Genomic DNA, 14,980 nt, shown 5'->3' with positions numbered 1-14,980 from the left:
CCCTTGTGCAAGCCCTGGACCTACCGTGTTTCCAAGGGGATAGCCCCTCGCTGACGCAGCCCGAGTCCACGGCTGTGGACGGTGCAGTCCACGATCGTGGACTCCCCTCGGTCTGGCCGAAAGTGTGGGCACCTTGTCCTTGTGGCCACAGCCCCCGGCGCTCATATTCGAGACATGGAGCGGATGCCCCAACCTGTAGGACTGCTGGACAGGTCGCTGACGCGCCCCGCCCGGGTGGCCCTCCTGGCCTATGACGACGTGCAGATCCTCGACGTCACTGGGCCCCTGGAAGTCTTCGGCCGCACCTCCCGCTGGCTCCGGGAGCACCGCGGCGCCTCCTCGGATTGCTACACGCTGGAACTGCTCAGCACCCAGGCGCCTGTGATTCGGTCTTCCTCGGGTCTCCGTCTCCATGCGGACCGGACGCTCGGCTCCCCAGGAGGCCGCATCGACACGCTCCTCATCGCGGGCGGCATCGGAGTCCAGCGCACGGCCCAGGATGCACAGGTGCTCGCCTGGGTGCGCGCTCGGGCGCTCCAGGTGCGGCGGCTCGGCTCTGTCTGCACCGGGGCGTTCGTGCTGGCCGAGGCCGGGCTGCTCGATGGCCGCCGCGCCGTCACCCACTGGAGCGCCTGCGACGAACTCGCCCGGCGTTTCCCCCAGGTGAAGGTGGAGCGCGATCCCATCTTCATCCGCGATGGCTCCCTCTATACGTCCGCCGGAGTGACGGCGGGCATGGACCTGGCGCTCGCGCTGGTCGAGGAAGACTGTGGACGCGAGGTGGCCCTGGCTGTCGCCCGCGAGCTGGTCCTGTTTCTGCGCCGGCCCGGAGGCCAGTCACAGTTCAGCGTCCAGCTCTCCACCAGAGGAGAGTCCCGTCATGACCCGGATTGGAATCGTGTTGTTCGATGGTGCCGAGGAGCTCGACTTCGTGGGCCCCTGGGAAGTGTTCACCATGGCCGCCAAACAGGAAGGGGTGGACCTGGAGGTCTTCACCGTGTCCCGTGAGGGCTCCGAGGTCCGCTGCGCCAAGGGCATGCGCGTGCGCGCGGACCACTCCTTCTCCAGCGCGCCTCGGATGGACGTCGTCCTCGTCCCGGGAGGGGAGGGGCGCAAGCGCGAGATGCACGACGAGCGGATGCTCGGGTGGCTGCGTGCTCGAGGAGCCGAGGCCTCCTGGATCACCAGCGTCTGCACGGGCGCGTTCCTGCTCCACGGCGCCGGGCTCTGCTCGGGTCGCCGCGTGACGACGCACTGGCGGGCCATCGAGGAACTGCGCGCCCGCGAGGGCCTCACCGTGCTCGATGACGTCCGCTACGTCCGGGATGGCAACGTGGTGACGGCGGCCGGGGTATCTGCTGGCATCGACATGGCCCTGTGGATGGTGGGGCAGCTCTGGAGCCCCTCGGTGGCTCGCCGGGTCCAGCGCCACATGCAGTACGAGCCGGCACCGCCCTACGCCGCCGAGGCCTGAGCTTCCTCCCCGACTCCGCCGCAACGCGCCGCAGCGAGGCGTCAGGCGGCCGGGTCCAGCACTTCCTCGAGGGCCTCGCTCACGCCCGGAAGCTGGGCGAGCAACTCGAACTCCGCGTCCTGGAGCAGCGACACCCGGCGTCCCTGGATGCGCTCCATCTGCAGCTCGATGCGCGTCTGCCCGTCCGGTCCCTCCTGGCGGAAGAAGCGCGCCCGGCTGCCCTCCTTGATGCAAGCGATGATGTCCCGCTGCAGGCTCTTGAGCCGGCGAGACACCTTCATCGCTGACCGCCCCTCCGGAGTATCGAAGGTGTGGAAGTGGCGGTTGCGCGACAGCGGTCGAGTCGGGTCATGGAGCCTCTCCACGAGGCGCCGCACGAAGGGGTCCATCGACGCGGGAGGATAACATCCGCTACCCTGCCGCTCAGCGATGCATTTGCGAATTCTGCGGTTGACTGCGTCCCTTTCGTTGTTCCTCCCGGTTGCCTGCAAGGACCCGGAGATGGCGGCCGTCCAGACCCGGGCGGAGACCTACGAGTCCAGGCTCGGCGAGGGCCGGACGTTCATGGCCTCCAACCAGCCCGAGCGGGCCGCCAAGGCCTTCCGTGCCGCCTCCAACCTCGCACGGGAGAACCCCGAGCCCCTGCTGCTCATGGCCGAGGCCCACCGCGCCGCCGGCAACGATGCCGCGGCCATCCTCGCGCTCAAGGAGGCCGAGGCCATTGCACCCGGGAACGACCCCGTCATCCAGAAGCAGATGGTGGACCTCTATCTCGGCCAGAACCACGTCGACGAGGCCATCGCCGCCCTCGTGACGCTCCGGGACGCCGAGCAGCTCAGCGACAAGGAGATCCTCGCGCTCGCCCGGCTCCAGGCGCGCAACGGAGATCCCCAGGGCGCCTTCAAGTCGCTCGAGCCCATCCAGACCCAGCGCCCGGATGACCCCGAGGCCAAGACGGTGGAGGCCGAGATCCTCCTCGTGAAGGGCGATGAGGTCCTCGCCGCCAAGTTGATGGACCGGCTCATCGAGGAGAACCCGAACCTCATCGCGGCGCACCTGCTGCGCGTGCGCTACTTCCTCAACAGCGGTTACCCCGAGGTGGCCGAGCAGGATATCGCCACCATCACCGGCGCGGATGCGAAGAAGCCCGAGGTCGTCCTGCTGCACGCGCGCATCCTCGCCAAGCTGGAGCACCACGAGCAGGCCGCCGAGATCCTCACCCAACTGGTCGAGGAGCATCCCGACAACACCGACGCGCTGGGCATGCTCGCCGAGGCCAAGCTGAACATCGGCAAGAACACCGAGGCGCAGGCGCTCGTGGACAGGGTGCTGCGCATCGACGCCCGCGCGCCCCGCGCCCTCTATGTCCGGGGCCGTGCCTCGGAGATTCAGGGCGACAAGCGGAGCGCCGAGGAGAGCTACGGCTATGCGCTCAGTGCCGATCCGCACTTCGCTCCCGCGCTCTCGCGCATGTGGCGCATGCAGCAGGAGGGCGGCGAGAAGGCCGAGGCCCAGAAGAGCCTGGAGCAGCTCTACAAGCTCGGAGAGGCCTCTCTCGAGGAGAAGATCGCTCTGGCGGAGATATACGCGCAGGGGAAGACCAACTCCGAGCGCGGGCTCAAGATCGTCGACGAGCTGCTCAAGCGCGAGCCGGGCAACCCGAAGTACGTCGCCCTCAAGGCCGCGCTCACCCCGGCCCCCGTGAAGAAGAAGTCCTCCGGCCCCATCATCTTGCGCGGCGGCCGGCACTGACGGACTTCCGAGCCCCCGAGGGCAGGCCCTCCGCCTGCTCCACGATGCGCTCCAGCGCCTTGATGCCCTTGCGCTGGCCCACTGCTACCACCGTGAGGTTCTCGCGTGTGAAGTAGCGCCGTGCCACCTCGCGAACGTGGGCCGCCGTCTCCGCGTCCACCAGGTCCGCGCGCTGGCTGAAGGACTCGGGCCTGCGGAACAGCTCCGTGCCGCCGAACCATCCGGCCAGCTCCCCCGGCGAGTCCTCCGAGAACTCCAGCAGCATCCGGTGCCGGCGCTGAGCTCGCGAGAGTTCCTCCGCGGAGATCTTCTCCGAGCACACCTTGGCCAGCACCTCGAGCACCACCTCCACGACCTTCGAGGCCTTTTCGGGCGCGCTCGCCGCGTCGATCTCGAAGATGCCTGAGTCGTGGAACCCATCCATCCCCGCGTTGATCGAGTAGGCCAGCCCCCGCTTCTCCACGACTTCAAAGGGCAGCCTCGAGGACAGACCGTCGTCCAGCACCCGGCGGATGATCTGCAGCGCCGGGTAGTCCGCGTGCTGCTCGGGCACGGTGCGGAAGTTGAGGCGGAACTCCGTCTGAGACTCGTCGTGCGAGACGAAGTGCAGCCGAGGCCCAGGCGCCGGCGGAGGAGGGGGCTTCTCCGTGGTGGCGGGACCCTTGGGGAGCCGGGCAAAGGCGCGCTCGGTCAGCTCCAGCACCTCCGAGTGCTTCACCCGGCCCGCCGCCGTCACCACCAGGTTCCCCGCCACGTAGTGCCGCGCGAAGTGCTCCAGGACCTGCGAGTGCTTCAGCTTCGACACGGACTCGCGCGTGCCCGCGATCTTCAGCGACAGCGGATGGTCCGGGAACAGCAGCCGCTTGGACAGGTTGTCCAGGTCGATGTCCCGGCCCTTCTCATCCACCTCGTCCAGCATCTCCTCGATGATGATCTGCCGCTCCACCTCCATGTCCGTGAGGCGCGGCCGCGTCAGCATGTCCCCGATGATCTCCATCCCCACCTTCAGATGGTTCGGGTGTATGGGGGTGTAGTAGAAGCCGTGATCCCGCGTGGTGACGCCGTTGAGGTTGCCGCCCACCTCCTCGACGGCGGCGTTCATCTTCACGGTGTCCGGCCAGCCCTCGCTGCCTCGGAAGAAGAGGTGCTCCAGGAAGTGGCTGACGCCGTTGGTGAGGGGCGTCTCGTGGCGGCTGCCCGTCCGCACGTAGATGGCGAGCAGGGCGGTGTGGAGGTGGGGCGTCTCGACGGTGACGACGCGCAGCCCGGAGGGCAGCACGTCCCTATGAAGTGTGAAGCTCATGCGCGGGGGAGCCTTAACACGAAGGTCGTTCCCTGGCCGGGCAGACTCTGACAGGCGAGGGTGCCTCCGTGCGCCTGGAGTATCTGTTGGCTGACGGAGAGTCCTAGCCCCGTGCCCCCCTCCTTGGTGGAGAAGAAGGGCTCGAAGAGGCGCTCTCGCACCGTCTCCGTCATTCCCCGGCCCGTGTCCTGGACGGAGATCTCCACTTCCTTCTCCAGCCCCCGGGTGGACACGGTGAGGCGTCCGCCGTCCGGCATGGCCTCGCGGCTGTTGCGCAGCAGGTTGAGGAAGACCTGGCGCAGCTGGCCCTCATCCGCGAGCACCTGCGGCGTGTCTCGCGCGAAGGCCCGTACCACCTCCACGCCCGCGCGCTCCAACTCCTCACGTGCGAAGTCCAGCACCCCGCCAAGCACCTCCGTCACGTCCTCGGACACCAGCGTGGGCTTGGGCGGGCGCGCCATGCGCAGGTACTGCTCAGTGACGTCCGTGAGCCGATCCACCTCGCGCGTCACCGCGGTGAGCAGCTCCTTCGCTTCGCGTTCGTCGTCTTCGTTGCGGAAGGCGGCCCGGTCCAGCGCGTCCCCGATCATCTCCACGTTGAGGCCGATGGAGGACAGCGGGTTGCGCACCTCGTGGGCCACCTGGGCGGAGATGCGGCCCACCGCCGCCAACTGCTCGGCGCGAGCGAGCGCCTCGGCCTGGGCCTTGAGCTGGGATTCGCGGGCCTGGAGCGAGCGTGCCATGGCATCGAACTCGCGGGCCAGCACGGCCACCTCGTCATCTCCCTGCACGCCCAGCTGCGCGCTGTAGTCGCCCTTGCCGATACGGGACACGCCCTCGATGAGCGTGCGCACCGGCCGCAGCGTGCGTGCCGAGAGCAGGGTGGCGCCCAGTCCCACGCCCACCGCCACGAGCGAGAGGGTGATGATGGCCAGCCCCGTGCGCCGCTCGTGCTCCTCGGCGCGATCCACGCGCTCGCGGATGCGGTTGTCCAGGATGGTGCGCAGCGCGCGCAGTTCCCGGCCGATGGAGGCCTCCACCTGGCGCAGCTCGGCGGTGGACGCGGTCACTTGAGCCCGGTCCAGCGTGTCCGAGGCCAGCGCCGTGAAGACGGCCTCCGCCGTGCGCCCGTGGGCGGTGTACTGCTTCTCGAGCTCTCCGATGCGCACCTCCAGCTCACGCACGAAGGACTGCTCTCCCGCCGGAGCGTAGGTGAGGATCTCCCGCGCCGTGGCCCGCGTGGTGGCCAGCCGCTGGGAGATCAACGGAGGGATGTACATGCGCGCCAGCCGGATGAGGGCCCGCCGTGTCTCCACGTTGTCCTCGTCCACGAGGCGCTCGGTGTCCTTGCCCTGGCTGGTGTGGAAGGTCTCCAGGGCCGCCGCGTCCTGCGAGAGCTGGAGGTAGCCCTGGCTGACGAGCCGGATCTCCTGCTGGTTGCGGTGCAGCTCCGCCACGCTGAAGAGCGACACCGCGCCGAAGGTGACGAGCACCACGGCGTAGCCGAGGAAGATGCGCGTGGCGAGGGAGAGCTTCATCACGGAGAGTCTGGCCTGTCCATCGCTACGCTCGCGCCGGCCCGAGCGCAAGCTGATACGGTGGCCTTGTATGTGGCCACGCTATTCTCGTCCCGCCTTCCTTGCGGCCGTGCTGGCCCTTGCTCCCGCGTGCCAGGAGCAGGGGGCCGCTCCACAGCTTCAGCTCATTTCGAGCAGTTGTGAACGGCCGCGTCCGCTGGACGGCGTCACCCACTTTCTCCTGCGTGTCACGGGTGAGGGCCTGGACGCCCCCATCGAGCGCATTGCTCCCGTCGATCTGCAACCCGAGGACATCCCCGTCACTCCCCCCGGAGCGGGCCGGGTGCTCGAGGTTCGAGCCTATACGGGGGAGCCCAGCAGTGCGGGCTCGGTGGTCGCCGTGGGCCGCTCGCTCCCCTTCGTCATGCCGGAGGAAGGAGCCCCCGCCGCTCCCATCCAGGTCATCCTGCGCCGCGTCAATATCTTCGCCCCGGTGGAGAGCGCGCAGAGTGCGGGGACCTGCCTGGACCTGACCGATGCGCGGGCCGCTCACACGGCCACCCTGCTGGAGGACGGCCGGGTCGTCATCGCCGGAGGGCTCCGGGTGAACCCCGACGGGCAGACCGAGACCATCGGCTCCGTGGAGCTCTTCGATCCCCAGGCGCGCACGCTCAGCTACCTGCCGGACCCGGGGCTCGGTGGGGCTCGCCGGGCGTTCCACACGGCCTCGCGGACTCCGGACGGGCGCGTGGCCTGGATTGGCGGTGAGACGCAGGCTTTAGGTGATGTGGCCGTTCCTCTGAGCACCGGGGCGGTGTTCGATCCGGCGACGGAGCAGGTCGACTCATTCGAGCTGTCCACTGCGCGCACCCGCCATGCGGCAGCGGCAGACGGGGACGGCCGGGTTCTTCTGGTGGGCGGTATCGGAGTGGCCGGCACGGTGGTTACTGCGCCCGAGGGCGTGGAGCCCACGGCGGGCCGGAGCTTCGCGGTGCCTACCTCCGTGCCTCGGATGGGAGCGGCCCTGGTGACGCTCGCGGACCAACAGCGGATCGCTGTCGTTGGCGGCTCGGATGGAACCAATCTGTCCCGCGAGGTGCTGACGTTCGCCTTCGATGGGAGCACCTTCGCGCTCACCAGCACCAGCGTGGCGCTTCGCCAGCCCCGCCGGGATGCAGCGGTCGCGGCCTACGATGATGGGCAGAAGCTGCTCGTGATGGGTGGCTACTCCACGCCCGGGCCCGTGGACAACGGGTCCAGGGCCGTGGCCGCATCGGAGCTGATCGGCTTGAGGGAGGGCTCTTCCTTCGTGGCTGCGGGGCCGTCCATTGTGGCGCGGGGAGAGCTCTGCGCGGTGAGCCTGCCGGATGGGCGGGTGCTCACGGTGGGAGGGCGGAGGATCGGCTTCGAGAACGGGCTCGAGAGCATGGGTGCCACCGAGCTGCTCACGCCCACCACGAACGCGACGGGCGGTGCGCTTGGGATGCTGCCCGTGTCTCCGGCGCGCTACCTGCACACCTGCACGTTGCTGCCGGATGGCTCGGTGCTCGTCGCGGGCGGATTGGCGGAGAGTGGCGGCGTTCCGCAGCCCGCGACGGGGCTCTACATCTTCATGCCCGTGCCTCGCGACTGAGACACGAAGGCCCCTCGTCCCAAGGGGAGGAGGGGCCCGGTGCGAGGCGCTGGGCGCTGGATCAGGCGCTGGGCGCCGTGGACTTGTCAGCCTCGGCCGGAGCGGCGGAGGACTCGCTCGGAGCCGCGGGAGTCTCGGCGGGCTTGGCGGCCTCTGCCTCGGCCTGGGCCTGCGCGGCGGTGCGCTGGGCCTCGGCGGCGGCACGCTCCTTCGCGGCCTCCTCGGTGCGCTGGTCGCTGGCGGCCACCTCGTCCGGCGTCAGCTCGGTGCGATCGGCCAGCATGCCCGTCTTCTTCTCCAGGTCCTTGATGGCCCGGCGCAGCAGGTCCCGCTCCAGCAGGGTGCGGTTCAGGCGCTTCTCCAGGGCCTTGAACTTGTCCTTCTGGAGATCCAGCTCGCCCTTGGTGGCGTTGTAGATGCGCTGCTGTGTCTCTCGCTGGCCCTTCGCCCGGCGCAGCTCGCGGTCCAGCTCCGAGGCGCGGCTGCGCTCCTTGTTGGCGGTGTGCTCCAGGCGCTCCATCTTCTCGCGGTCCGCGTCGTTGAGCTCACGGTAGCGGCGAGCGCCCCTGTCCTTCTCCGCGGCGGGCTCAGCGGCCGGAGTGACCTGGACGGCGGCCGTCACCACGTGCTCTCCCTCCTGGGCCGGGGCGGAGATCTGCCCGGTGGCGGGGGCGCTGGTGGCGGCCGGAGCAGCAGGAGCCGCCGGGGCAGCGGGAGCCGCCGGGGCAGCGGGCTGCGGAGCGGGGGCACGGCGCTGACGGGCACCGCCGCCCTGCTCGCCGCGCAGGCGCTCCACCTCGGCGAGGGCGTTGGCGAGCTCGACTCGCACCACCTCCAACTGGACGGAGGCCTGGCGCTCGGTATCGGTGCGGGCCTTCTGGAGGTCTCGATCGCCCTTCTCGGACTCCTTCTGATCGTAGAGCTTGCGCTTGGCCTGCTTGAGCTGCTCCTTGACGTCCTGGAGCTGTGAACGCTGCTCGTCGAGTTCCTTCTGCTTGCGCTCGAGTTCGGACTCAGCGCGGGCGCGAGCCTTGGACGCGTCCTCCAGTTCTCCCTTCACGGTGGGAGTGGGGATAGCGGCTCGGTTCGAGCCGAAGAGCAGCATGCCGAGCGTGACGGCAAAGCCGATGGATACGAGGATGAGGGCAACCAGCACGAGTGCTACCTCCACAAGGGACTGCAAAAAAAGCGCCGCAGCCTAACTTCCGGCAACGGCACGTCAATAGTCGTGTAGTCCCCAAGGGGGAGTCTTGCCCGCGTGGCTTGCAGGCGCACACCCGGGCGAGCGAGGCGTCGAGTTCGCTTCTGGCTGGCATCTATTTGACGGCGGCCAACCTGCCGAGCCCTTCCTTTATCTGGGGGGCTTCCTGCGGGCTGAGAATCTCGGCGATGCTGGGGAACTTGCATCGCCACGAGGTCATCGCGTCATGGCGCACCTGGAACTCACCCCCAAGACGGACATCTCAAGCTTTCGCAAGCTGGCCATCGGCAGCTGGAAGACGACCTACGATCCCACCGTCTACGGCACCCTCACCATCCGCATGGACAAGGCCCTGGCCTATATCGAGGCCTTCCGTCAGCGCAGCGGCCACCGCCTCACCGTGACGCATCTCGTCACCAAGGCCATGGCCGAGGCTCTCCGCCGCTGCCCCGAGGCCAATGCCCTCCTGCGCTTCAACAAGATCTACCTGCGCAAGGTGGTGACGATCTCCGCGCTCGTGGTGCAGACCGACGGTGGGAAGGTGGATCTCACCTCCGCCAAGATCGATCACGCGGACAACAAGAGCCTGCTCGATATCGCCCGCGAGATGGAGGAGGCCGTGCGCCGCGTCCGCGAGCGCCGCGATGTGGCCCTCGAGAAGGGCAAGGGGACCATCCAGAAGCTCCCCTACATGTTCCTCAACCTCTTCACGTGGCTCATAGGCTTCCTCATGTACACGCTGAACCTGGATCTCTCCGGGATCGGCATGCCCAAGGATGCCTTCGGCTCCGTCATCATCACCAACGTCGGCTCGCTCGGGCTGGACACCGCCTACGTCCCGCTCGTGCCCTACACGCGCGTGCCCATCTTCGTGGCCCCGGGCGCCGTGAAGGATGCCCCCGTGGTGGAGGACGGAAAGGTCGTTGCGGGCAAGGTGATGAATGTGAGCGCGTCCTTCGACCATCGCTTCATCGACGGGTTCCACGCAGGCATCCTCGCCAACACCATGCGCGAGATGCTCGAGAACCCGTTCGAGAGGTTCGACGCGATCGACTCGCTGCCCACGGCGGCCTCGGAGGCTCAGCGGGAGCCCATCCAGGCCGCCGGGTAGCTTCGGCCGCTGCCTAGAACCCCGAGCGCCAGGACCGCGTGCCCATGGCCTGCAGCCGCCGCACGCGCTCAGGAATCGGCGGGTGCGTGGAGAACAGCGCCATCACCGCCCTACCCGACAGCGGGTTGACGATGAACAGGTGCGACGTCGCCGGCGCCCGGTCATAGGGCATCAGCTGCGCGCCTCGCTCCAGCTTCAGCAACGCGCTCGCCAGCGCCTCGGGATCGCCGCTCAGCTCCGCACCCGTGGCGTCCGCGCCGTACTCGCGCGAGCGGCTCACCGCCAACTGCAGCAACGTGGCCGCGATCGGCGCCACCAGCAGCAGGCCCAGGCTCGACAGCGCGCCCGCGATGCCATCGTCCTCGTCCTGGTTCCGGCTCAGCATCGAGCCGCCAAACCAGAACAGCATCTGCGCCGCGTAACTGATCACTCCCGCGAGCGTGGCGGCCACCGTGCCGATCAGCGTGTCTCGGTTGCGCACGTGCGCCAGCTCGTGCGCCAGGACGCCTCGCAGCTCGCGGCGATCGAGGATTTCCATGATGCCGGCCGTCACCGCCACTGCAGCGTGCTTCGGGCTGCGGCCCGTGGCGAACGCATTGGGCGCGTGCGTAGGCAGCAGGTACACCTTCGGCTTGGGCATGCCCGCTCGGGCCGCCAACTCCTCCACCATCTCGTGCAGCCACGGCGCCTGGCTTCGCTCCAGTGGCTGGGCCCCGTGCATGGCCAGCGCGATCTTGTCGCTGAACCAATACGAGACGAAGTTCATCACCACGACGAAGAAGCCCGCCATGGCGAGCCCCCGAGGACCGCCCAGCTTCTGACCGATCAGCAGCACGAGCGCCGTGAGCCCGGCCAGCAGCACCGTCGTCTTGAGCGCATTGCCCAGCCGGTGCCAGCCGCTCCCTCGCAGCGGGGCCCCTCCGCGAGGGGTCGTGTCATAGGTACTGCTGTAGTAGGACATGGTGTGCTGTGTCGCTCCCTTCTTGCTCTCGGGAACGTAAACAGGCACGGGGCCCCGTCAATCCAATCGCTCGGACCTCAAAGGTAGAAGCGGTCAACCACTCCAGCAGTTCTCTGCAGGATGGCAGTCCAGCCTACCCAGCCGTCGATCGTCTGCTTGTCTGCTACCGGTTCGCCTCCCAGCGCCGCCAGGGAGCCGGTGCAGCCGTTCACCGTACACAGCCCGGACTCGCGCAGGTACTCCAGCAGGGCGCGCAGCGTGGGCATGCGGCGCGTCTCGAAGCGATCCGCCACGTCCTCCCGCGGAGGCTGGAAGTCCGGCTCGTCCAGCCGATCCTGGAGGAAGCGCTCCAGGGCCCACCAGAAGAGGTACACCTCCGCCCGCCGCCCGGAGGCCACCGCTGCGGCGGCGATGGACAACCCCTGATGGACGCGATCGTAGTCTCCGCTGTGCAGGAAGACGGCCACCTTCGGAGGCGAGGTGCTCACCCCACCTGCTTACCGCTCGGGGCCGGGGGACGTCCATCCGGTCATGTCAAGCGACCGCTTGCCCCCCTTTGTCTTGCACCACCCCCCTCTCACTTGCTAAAAATCCCCGACCAATCAGGCACTTAGCTGCACACCTGCCTGTCACGAGGGCTCGGGCTCCATGGGTGATCAGATCACAGCAAATCGGAAGGATGCCCATCTCGATTTGTGTGCCACCGGAGATGTTGAGCCAGCGCAGAACAGCACGCTGCTCGAGTGCGTGAAGCTGGTGCATTGCGCCATGCCGGAGATGGATGTCGAAGAGGCGGATCTTTCCACGCCCTTTCTCGGCAAGCGCCTGCGCTACCCGCTTCTCGTCACCGGCATGACGGGCGGCACCGAGCGCGCGGGGCAGGTGAATCGAGATCTCGCCACGCTGGCCGAGCGGCACGGGTTGGCCTTCGGAGTGGGCAGTCAGCGCGCCATGGCCGAGTCCACCGCGCGCGCGGCGACCTATCAGGTCAGGGACGTGGCCCCGACGGTGGCGCTGGTGGGCAACATCGGCCTGTATCAGGCGGTGCAGATGGGCGTGGACGGAGTGCGCCGGCTGGCGGACGCCATTGGCGCGGACGGCATGGCGCTGCATCTGAACGCCGGCCAGGAACTCACCCAGCCCGAGGGTGATCGCGACTTCCGTGGCGGCTATCCCGTGGTCGCGTCTCTGGTGAAGGCCTTCGGAGATCGGCTGATGGTGAAGGAGACGGGGTGCGGTATCGGCCCGGAGGTGGCGCGGCGCCTGGCGGAGCTGGGCGTGCGCAACATCGACGTCTCCGGGCTGGGCGGCACCTCGTGGGTGCGCGTGGAGCAGCTCCGGGCCTCGGGCCTGCTCGCTCAACTGGGCGCCGAGTATTCGAGCTGGGGCATTCCTACCGCCGCGGCCACGGCATCGGTGCGCCGGGCCGTGGGGCCTGAGGTCCGTCTGGTGGCTTCGGGAGGTATCCGCACGGGGCTGGAGGTGGCCAAGGTGATCGCGCTCGGCGCGGACCTGGGTGGCATGGCCCTGCCGCTGTTCCGGGCACAGCAGGAAGGGGGCCTGGATGGCGCGGAACGGGCTCTTCAGGTCATTCTTGCGGGACTGCGCCAGGCCCTCGTCCTCACCGGTAGCAAGAGCTGCGCGGAGCTGAGGCGCAAGCCGGTGGTGATGACCGGGGAGTTGAAGGATTGGCTCGCAGCACTGTAGAGGGGCGCTCGCTCCGCCTTAGAAGGTTGGGAAGGTAAAGACATGTCTGACACCGTGACGTCCAGGCTCGCAGGGTTCCACAAGCTGCCCATGGAGGAGCGGCTCGCGCAGCTCGCCCGGATGTTCCGCCTCGAGGAAGACGAGCTGGAGATGCTGCGCGGCGTGGGCACCCTGCGCCCTGTGCTCGCCAACCAGATGATCGAGAACGCCGTAGGCACGTTCTCGCTCCCGCTGGGCCTGGGGCTCAACATGCTGGTCAACGGGCGCGACTACATCGTGCCCATGGCCGTCGAGGAGCCCTCGGTGGTGGCCGCGGTGTCCTTCGCCGCCAAGATCGTCCGTGAGGCCGGTGGCTTCACCGCCGAGGCCGACACCTCGATGATGATCGGCCAGGTGCAGGTGACGCGCTTCGGGGATCCTTCCGAGGCCTCGCAGAAGATCCTGGAGTCCAAGGAGCAGATCCTGGCGCTGGCCAACAGCTTCCATCCAGCCATGGTGGCCCGAGGCGGCGGAGCCAAGGACGTGGAGGTCCGCTTGCTGCCGGCCCCCGAGGGCCCGCGCGGTGAGCCGCTGCTCATCGTCCACCTGATCATCGACACTCAGGAGGCCATGGGCGCCAACCTCATCAACACCATGGCCGAGGGCGTGGCGCCGTTCATCGAGCAGCTCACCGGCGGCAAGGTGTACCTGCGCATCCTGTCGAACCTGGCGGACAAGCGGCTGTCGCGGGCCATGTGCCGCATCCCGGTGCCACTGCTGGCGGACTTCGAGATGCCGGGCGAGTCCATCGCCGAGGGCATTGCTCAGGCCAGCCGCTTCGCCCAGGCGGACCCGTACCGGGCGGCCACGCACAACAAGGGCGTGATGAACGGCATCGACGCGGTGGCGATCGCCACGGGGCAGGACTGGCGAGCCATCGAGGCGGGAGCGCATGCCTTCGCGTGCCGCGAGGGGCAGTACCGGCCGCTGTCCACCTGGTACCTGGAGGAAGGACACCTGGTGGGGCGCATCGAGCTGCCCATGGCGCTGGGCACGGTGGGCGGGCCCATCAAGGTCCACCCGGGCGTGCAGGTGGCGCTCAAGCTGATGCGGGTGAACTCGGCGCGCGAGCTGTCCATGGTGATCGCGGCGGTGGGGCTGGCGCAGAACTTCGCGGCGCTGCGCGCTCTGGGCAGCGTGGGCATCCAGAAGGGCCATATGGCGTTGCACGCGCGGTGCGTGGCGGTGACGGCGGGGGCTCGCGGGGACTGGGTGGAGCGCATCGCCAACGAACTGGTCAAGGTCGGGCACGTGAAGGTGGAGAAGGCCCGGGAGATCATCGCCGCGTTGACGGCGGACGAGGCCGCTCAGGCCACGGGCACCACCAGCTAGGTATTTCCCTCCTTATATGGATCGACAGACGACGCCCTGGGTGGGCTTCGGTGCGGGCAAGGTCATTCTGCTGGGCGAGCACAGCGTGGTTTATGGGCACCCGGCGCTCGCGGGTCCCCTGAGCTACGGGGTGACGGCGCGGGGTGTGGCCTCCAAACGGTGCCAACTGGCGCTGCCGGGGACGCTGTCCCGGACTCAGAAGGCACTGCTCAACAATGCCTTCCGGCGCGCGGCCCGGCTGTGCGGCGAGCCCGGAGTGAAGGTGACGATGGAGTCCGAGCTCCCGCTCTCCATGGGGCTGGGTAGCTCGGCTGCGTTGTCGGTGGCGTACTCTCGAGTGCTGCTGAAGGCGGCCGGGCGCAAGGACGTGCCGCGCGAGGTGGCCCGGCTGGCGCTGGAGATGGAGCAGGAGTTTCACGGCACTCCCTCCGGCGTGGACCACACCACGAGCGCCGAGCAGCAGCTCATCCTCTACAAGCGGCTGCCGAACCAGTCGGCGGGGCGGGTGCGGGTGGTGAAGAGCTCTCGGCCGCTCAAGGTGCTGGTGGTGCTGGTGGGCGAGCGCAGCCCCACGAAGAAGACGGTGGGAGCGCTGCGCGAGCGCCAGGCTCGCTGGTCGGCTCGCTATGGCCGCCTGTTCGAGGAGATCGGGGCGGTGGCCACGGAGGGCGCGAAGGCCGTGGAGGCGGGAGATCTCGAGGCGCTGGGGGACGCGATGAACGTCAACCAGGGCCTGCTGTCGGCGCTGGGGCTTTCCTCTCCGCCGCTGGAGGACATGGTGTACCGGCTGCGCGGCCTCGGGGCGCTGGGCGCGAAGCTGACGGGGGCGGGTGGAGATGGTGGCGCCGTGATTGGTCTGTTCCTCGAGCCCGAGCCGGCGGTGGCGAAGCTGCTGGAGCTCGGTGTCCGGTGTTTCAGCAGTCAGCTCGCGGGACCGCGGGCTCTATGAG

At 68.7% G+C, this 14,980-nt stretch carries 14 protein-coding genes; 8 read left to right on the top strand and 6 right to left on the bottom strand.

Going from position 1 to position 14,980, the window contains the following annotated elements; genetic code table 11:
• Positions 1-183: 183 nt before the first annotated feature.
• Both KY501_RS23330 and KY501_RS23325 read left to right on the top strand, forming a co-directional pair.
• On the top strand, positions 184-1,008 hold the full coding sequence (locus KY501_RS23330) for an AraC family transcriptional regulator (RefSeq protein WP_224365458.1): 825 nt from the start codon (positions 184-186) through the stop codon (positions 1,006-1,008).
• The gene (locus tag KY501_RS23325) at positions 899-1,474 is read left to right on the top strand and encodes a DJ-1/PfpI family protein (protein WP_224365664.1); all 576 of its coding nucleotides are present in this window, start codon (positions 899-901) and stop codon (positions 1,472-1,474) included. Before KY501_RS23330 ends, KY501_RS23325 begins: the two co-directional genes overlap by 110 nt.
• 41 nt (positions 1,475-1,515) lie before the next feature.
• On the opposite strand, the gene KY501_RS23320 is transcribed toward KY501_RS23325, so the two are convergent.
• Complete coding sequence (locus tag KY501_RS23320; protein WP_224365457.1) at positions 1,516-1,863, bottom strand: hypothetical protein; 348 nt, start codon at positions 1,861-1,863, stop codon at positions 1,516-1,518.
• 112 nt (positions 1,864-1,975) lie between these two features.
• Here KY501_RS23320 and KY501_RS23315 point away from each other — a divergent pair, with 112 nt between their 5' ends.
• Positions 1,976-3,226: a tetratricopeptide repeat protein gene (locus KY501_RS23315; protein WP_224365456.1), complete on the top strand. Its 1,251-nt coding sequence runs from the start codon at positions 1,976-1,978 to the stop codon at positions 3,224-3,226.
• Here the strand turns inward: KY501_RS23315 and KY501_RS23310 are convergent.
• Positions 3,201-4,529, bottom strand: a complete 1,329-nt coding sequence (locus KY501_RS23310; RefSeq protein WP_224365455.1) for a M16 family metallopeptidase — start codon at positions 4,527-4,529, stop codon at positions 3,201-3,203. The genes KY501_RS23315 and KY501_RS23310 overlap by 26 nt on opposite strands.
• On the bottom strand, positions 4,526-6,067 hold the full coding sequence (locus tag KY501_RS23305; protein WP_224365454.1) for a sensor histidine kinase: 1,542 nt from the start codon (positions 6,065-6,067) through the stop codon (positions 4,526-4,528). The genes KY501_RS23310 and KY501_RS23305 overlap by 4 nt, the downstream gene beginning before the upstream one ends.
• Before the next feature lie 70 nt (positions 6,068-6,137).
• Here KY501_RS23305 and KY501_RS23300 point away from each other — a divergent pair, with 70 nt between their 5' ends.
• The gene (locus tag KY501_RS23300; RefSeq protein WP_224365453.1) at positions 6,138-7,679 is read left to right on the top strand and encodes a Kelch repeat-containing protein; all 1,542 of its coding nucleotides are present in this window, start codon (positions 6,138-6,140) and stop codon (positions 7,677-7,679) included.
• A gap of 61 nt (positions 7,680-7,740) precedes the next feature.
• Here the strand turns inward: KY501_RS23300 and KY501_RS23295 are convergent, their stop codons facing one another.
• Positions 7,741-8,835, bottom strand: coding sequence for a coiled-coil domain-containing protein (locus tag KY501_RS23295; RefSeq protein WP_224365452.1), 1,095 nt, complete (start codon positions 8,833-8,835; stop codon positions 7,741-7,743).
• A gap of 271 nt (positions 8,836-9,106) precedes the next feature.
• Here KY501_RS23295 and KY501_RS23290 point away from each other — a divergent pair, with 271 nt between their 5' ends.
• Positions 9,107-9,991, top strand: coding sequence for a 2-oxo acid dehydrogenase subunit E2 (locus tag KY501_RS23290; protein WP_224365451.1), 885 nt, complete (start codon positions 9,107-9,109; stop codon positions 9,989-9,991).
• A gap of 13 nt (positions 9,992-10,004) precedes the next feature.
• On the opposite strand, the gene KY501_RS23285 is transcribed toward KY501_RS23290, so the two are convergent.
• Positions 10,005-10,952 (bottom strand): zinc metalloprotease HtpX, encoded by a 948-nt coding sequence (locus KY501_RS23285; protein WP_224365450.1) that lies wholly within the window; start codon positions 10,950-10,952, stop codon positions 10,005-10,007.
• 77 nt (positions 10,953-11,029) lie between these two features.
• Entirely contained in the window at positions 11,030-11,440 is a 411-nt protein-coding gene (locus KY501_RS23280) for a hypothetical protein (protein ID WP_224365449.1), read from the bottom strand.
• Between the two features lie 160 nt (positions 11,441-11,600).
• Between KY501_RS23280 and fni the strand changes: the two genes are divergently transcribed.
• From fni to mvk, 3 genes are read left to right on the top strand one after another with little or no spacing between them, the layout of a single operon-like run.
• Positions 11,601-12,659, top strand: a complete 1,059-nt coding sequence (fni, locus tag KY501_RS23275; protein WP_224365448.1) for a type 2 isopentenyl-diphosphate Delta-isomerase — start codon at positions 11,601-11,603, stop codon at positions 12,657-12,659.
• Positions 12,660-12,701: 42 nt separating this feature from the next.
• Positions 12,702-14,030, top strand: coding sequence for a hydroxymethylglutaryl-CoA reductase, degradative (locus KY501_RS23270; RefSeq protein ID WP_224365447.1), 1,329 nt, complete (start codon positions 12,702-12,704; stop codon positions 14,028-14,030).
• Positions 14,031-14,046: 16 nt separating this feature from the next.
• On the top strand, positions 14,047-14,979 hold the full coding sequence (gene mvk, locus KY501_RS23265) for a mevalonate kinase (protein ID WP_224365446.1): 933 nt from the start codon (positions 14,047-14,049) through the stop codon (positions 14,977-14,979).
• The last annotated feature ends 1 nt before the right edge of the window (position 14,980 follow it).

This window comes from Hyalangium versicolor (genome assembly GCF_020103695.1).
Lineage (GTDB): Bacteria > Myxococcota > Myxococcia > Myxococcales > Myxococcaceae > Hyalangium > Hyalangium versicolor.
The sequence above is the reverse complement of the archived record's forward strand: the minus strand, read 5'-3'. Positions and strand labels throughout refer to the sequence as shown.

Coding starts and splice junctions, on each gene's coding strand:
- KY501_RS23330 (WP_224365458.1), top strand. CDS start 184: ATGCCCCAACCTGTAGGACTGCTGGACAGGTCGCTGACGCGCCCCGCC.
- KY501_RS23320 (WP_224365457.1), bottom strand. CDS start 1,863: ATGGACCCCTTCGTGCGGCGCCTCGTGGAGAGGCTCCATGACCCGACT.
- KY501_RS23315 (WP_224365456.1), top strand. CDS start 1,976: ATGGCGGCCGTCCAGACCCGGGCGGAGACCTACGAGTCCAGGCTCGGC.
- KY501_RS23310 (WP_224365455.1), bottom strand. CDS start 4,529: ATGAGCTTCACACTTCATAGGGACGTGCTGCCCTCCGGGCTGCGCGTC.
- KY501_RS23305 (WP_224365454.1), bottom strand. CDS start 6,067: ATGAAGCTCTCCCTCGCCACGCGCATCTTCCTCGGCTACGCCGTGGTG.
- KY501_RS23300 (WP_224365453.1), top strand. CDS start 6,138: ATGTGGCCACGCTATTCTCGTCCCGCCTTCCTTGCGGCCGTGCTGGCC.
- KY501_RS23290 (WP_224365451.1), top strand. CDS start 9,107: ATGGCGCACCTGGAACTCACCCCCAAGACGGACATCTCAAGCTTTCGC.
- KY501_RS23285 (WP_224365450.1), bottom strand. CDS start 10,952: ATGTCCTACTACAGCAGTACCTATGACACGACCCCTCGCGGAGGGGCC.
- fni (WP_224365448.1), top strand. CDS start 11,601: ATGGGTGATCAGATCACAGCAAATCGGAAGGATGCCCATCTCGATTTG.
- KY501_RS23270 (WP_224365447.1), top strand. CDS start 12,702: ATGTCTGACACCGTGACGTCCAGGCTCGCAGGGTTCCACAAGCTGCCC.
- mvk (WP_224365446.1), top strand. CDS start 14,047: ATGGATCGACAGACGACGCCCTGGGTGGGCTTCGGTGCGGGCAAGGTC.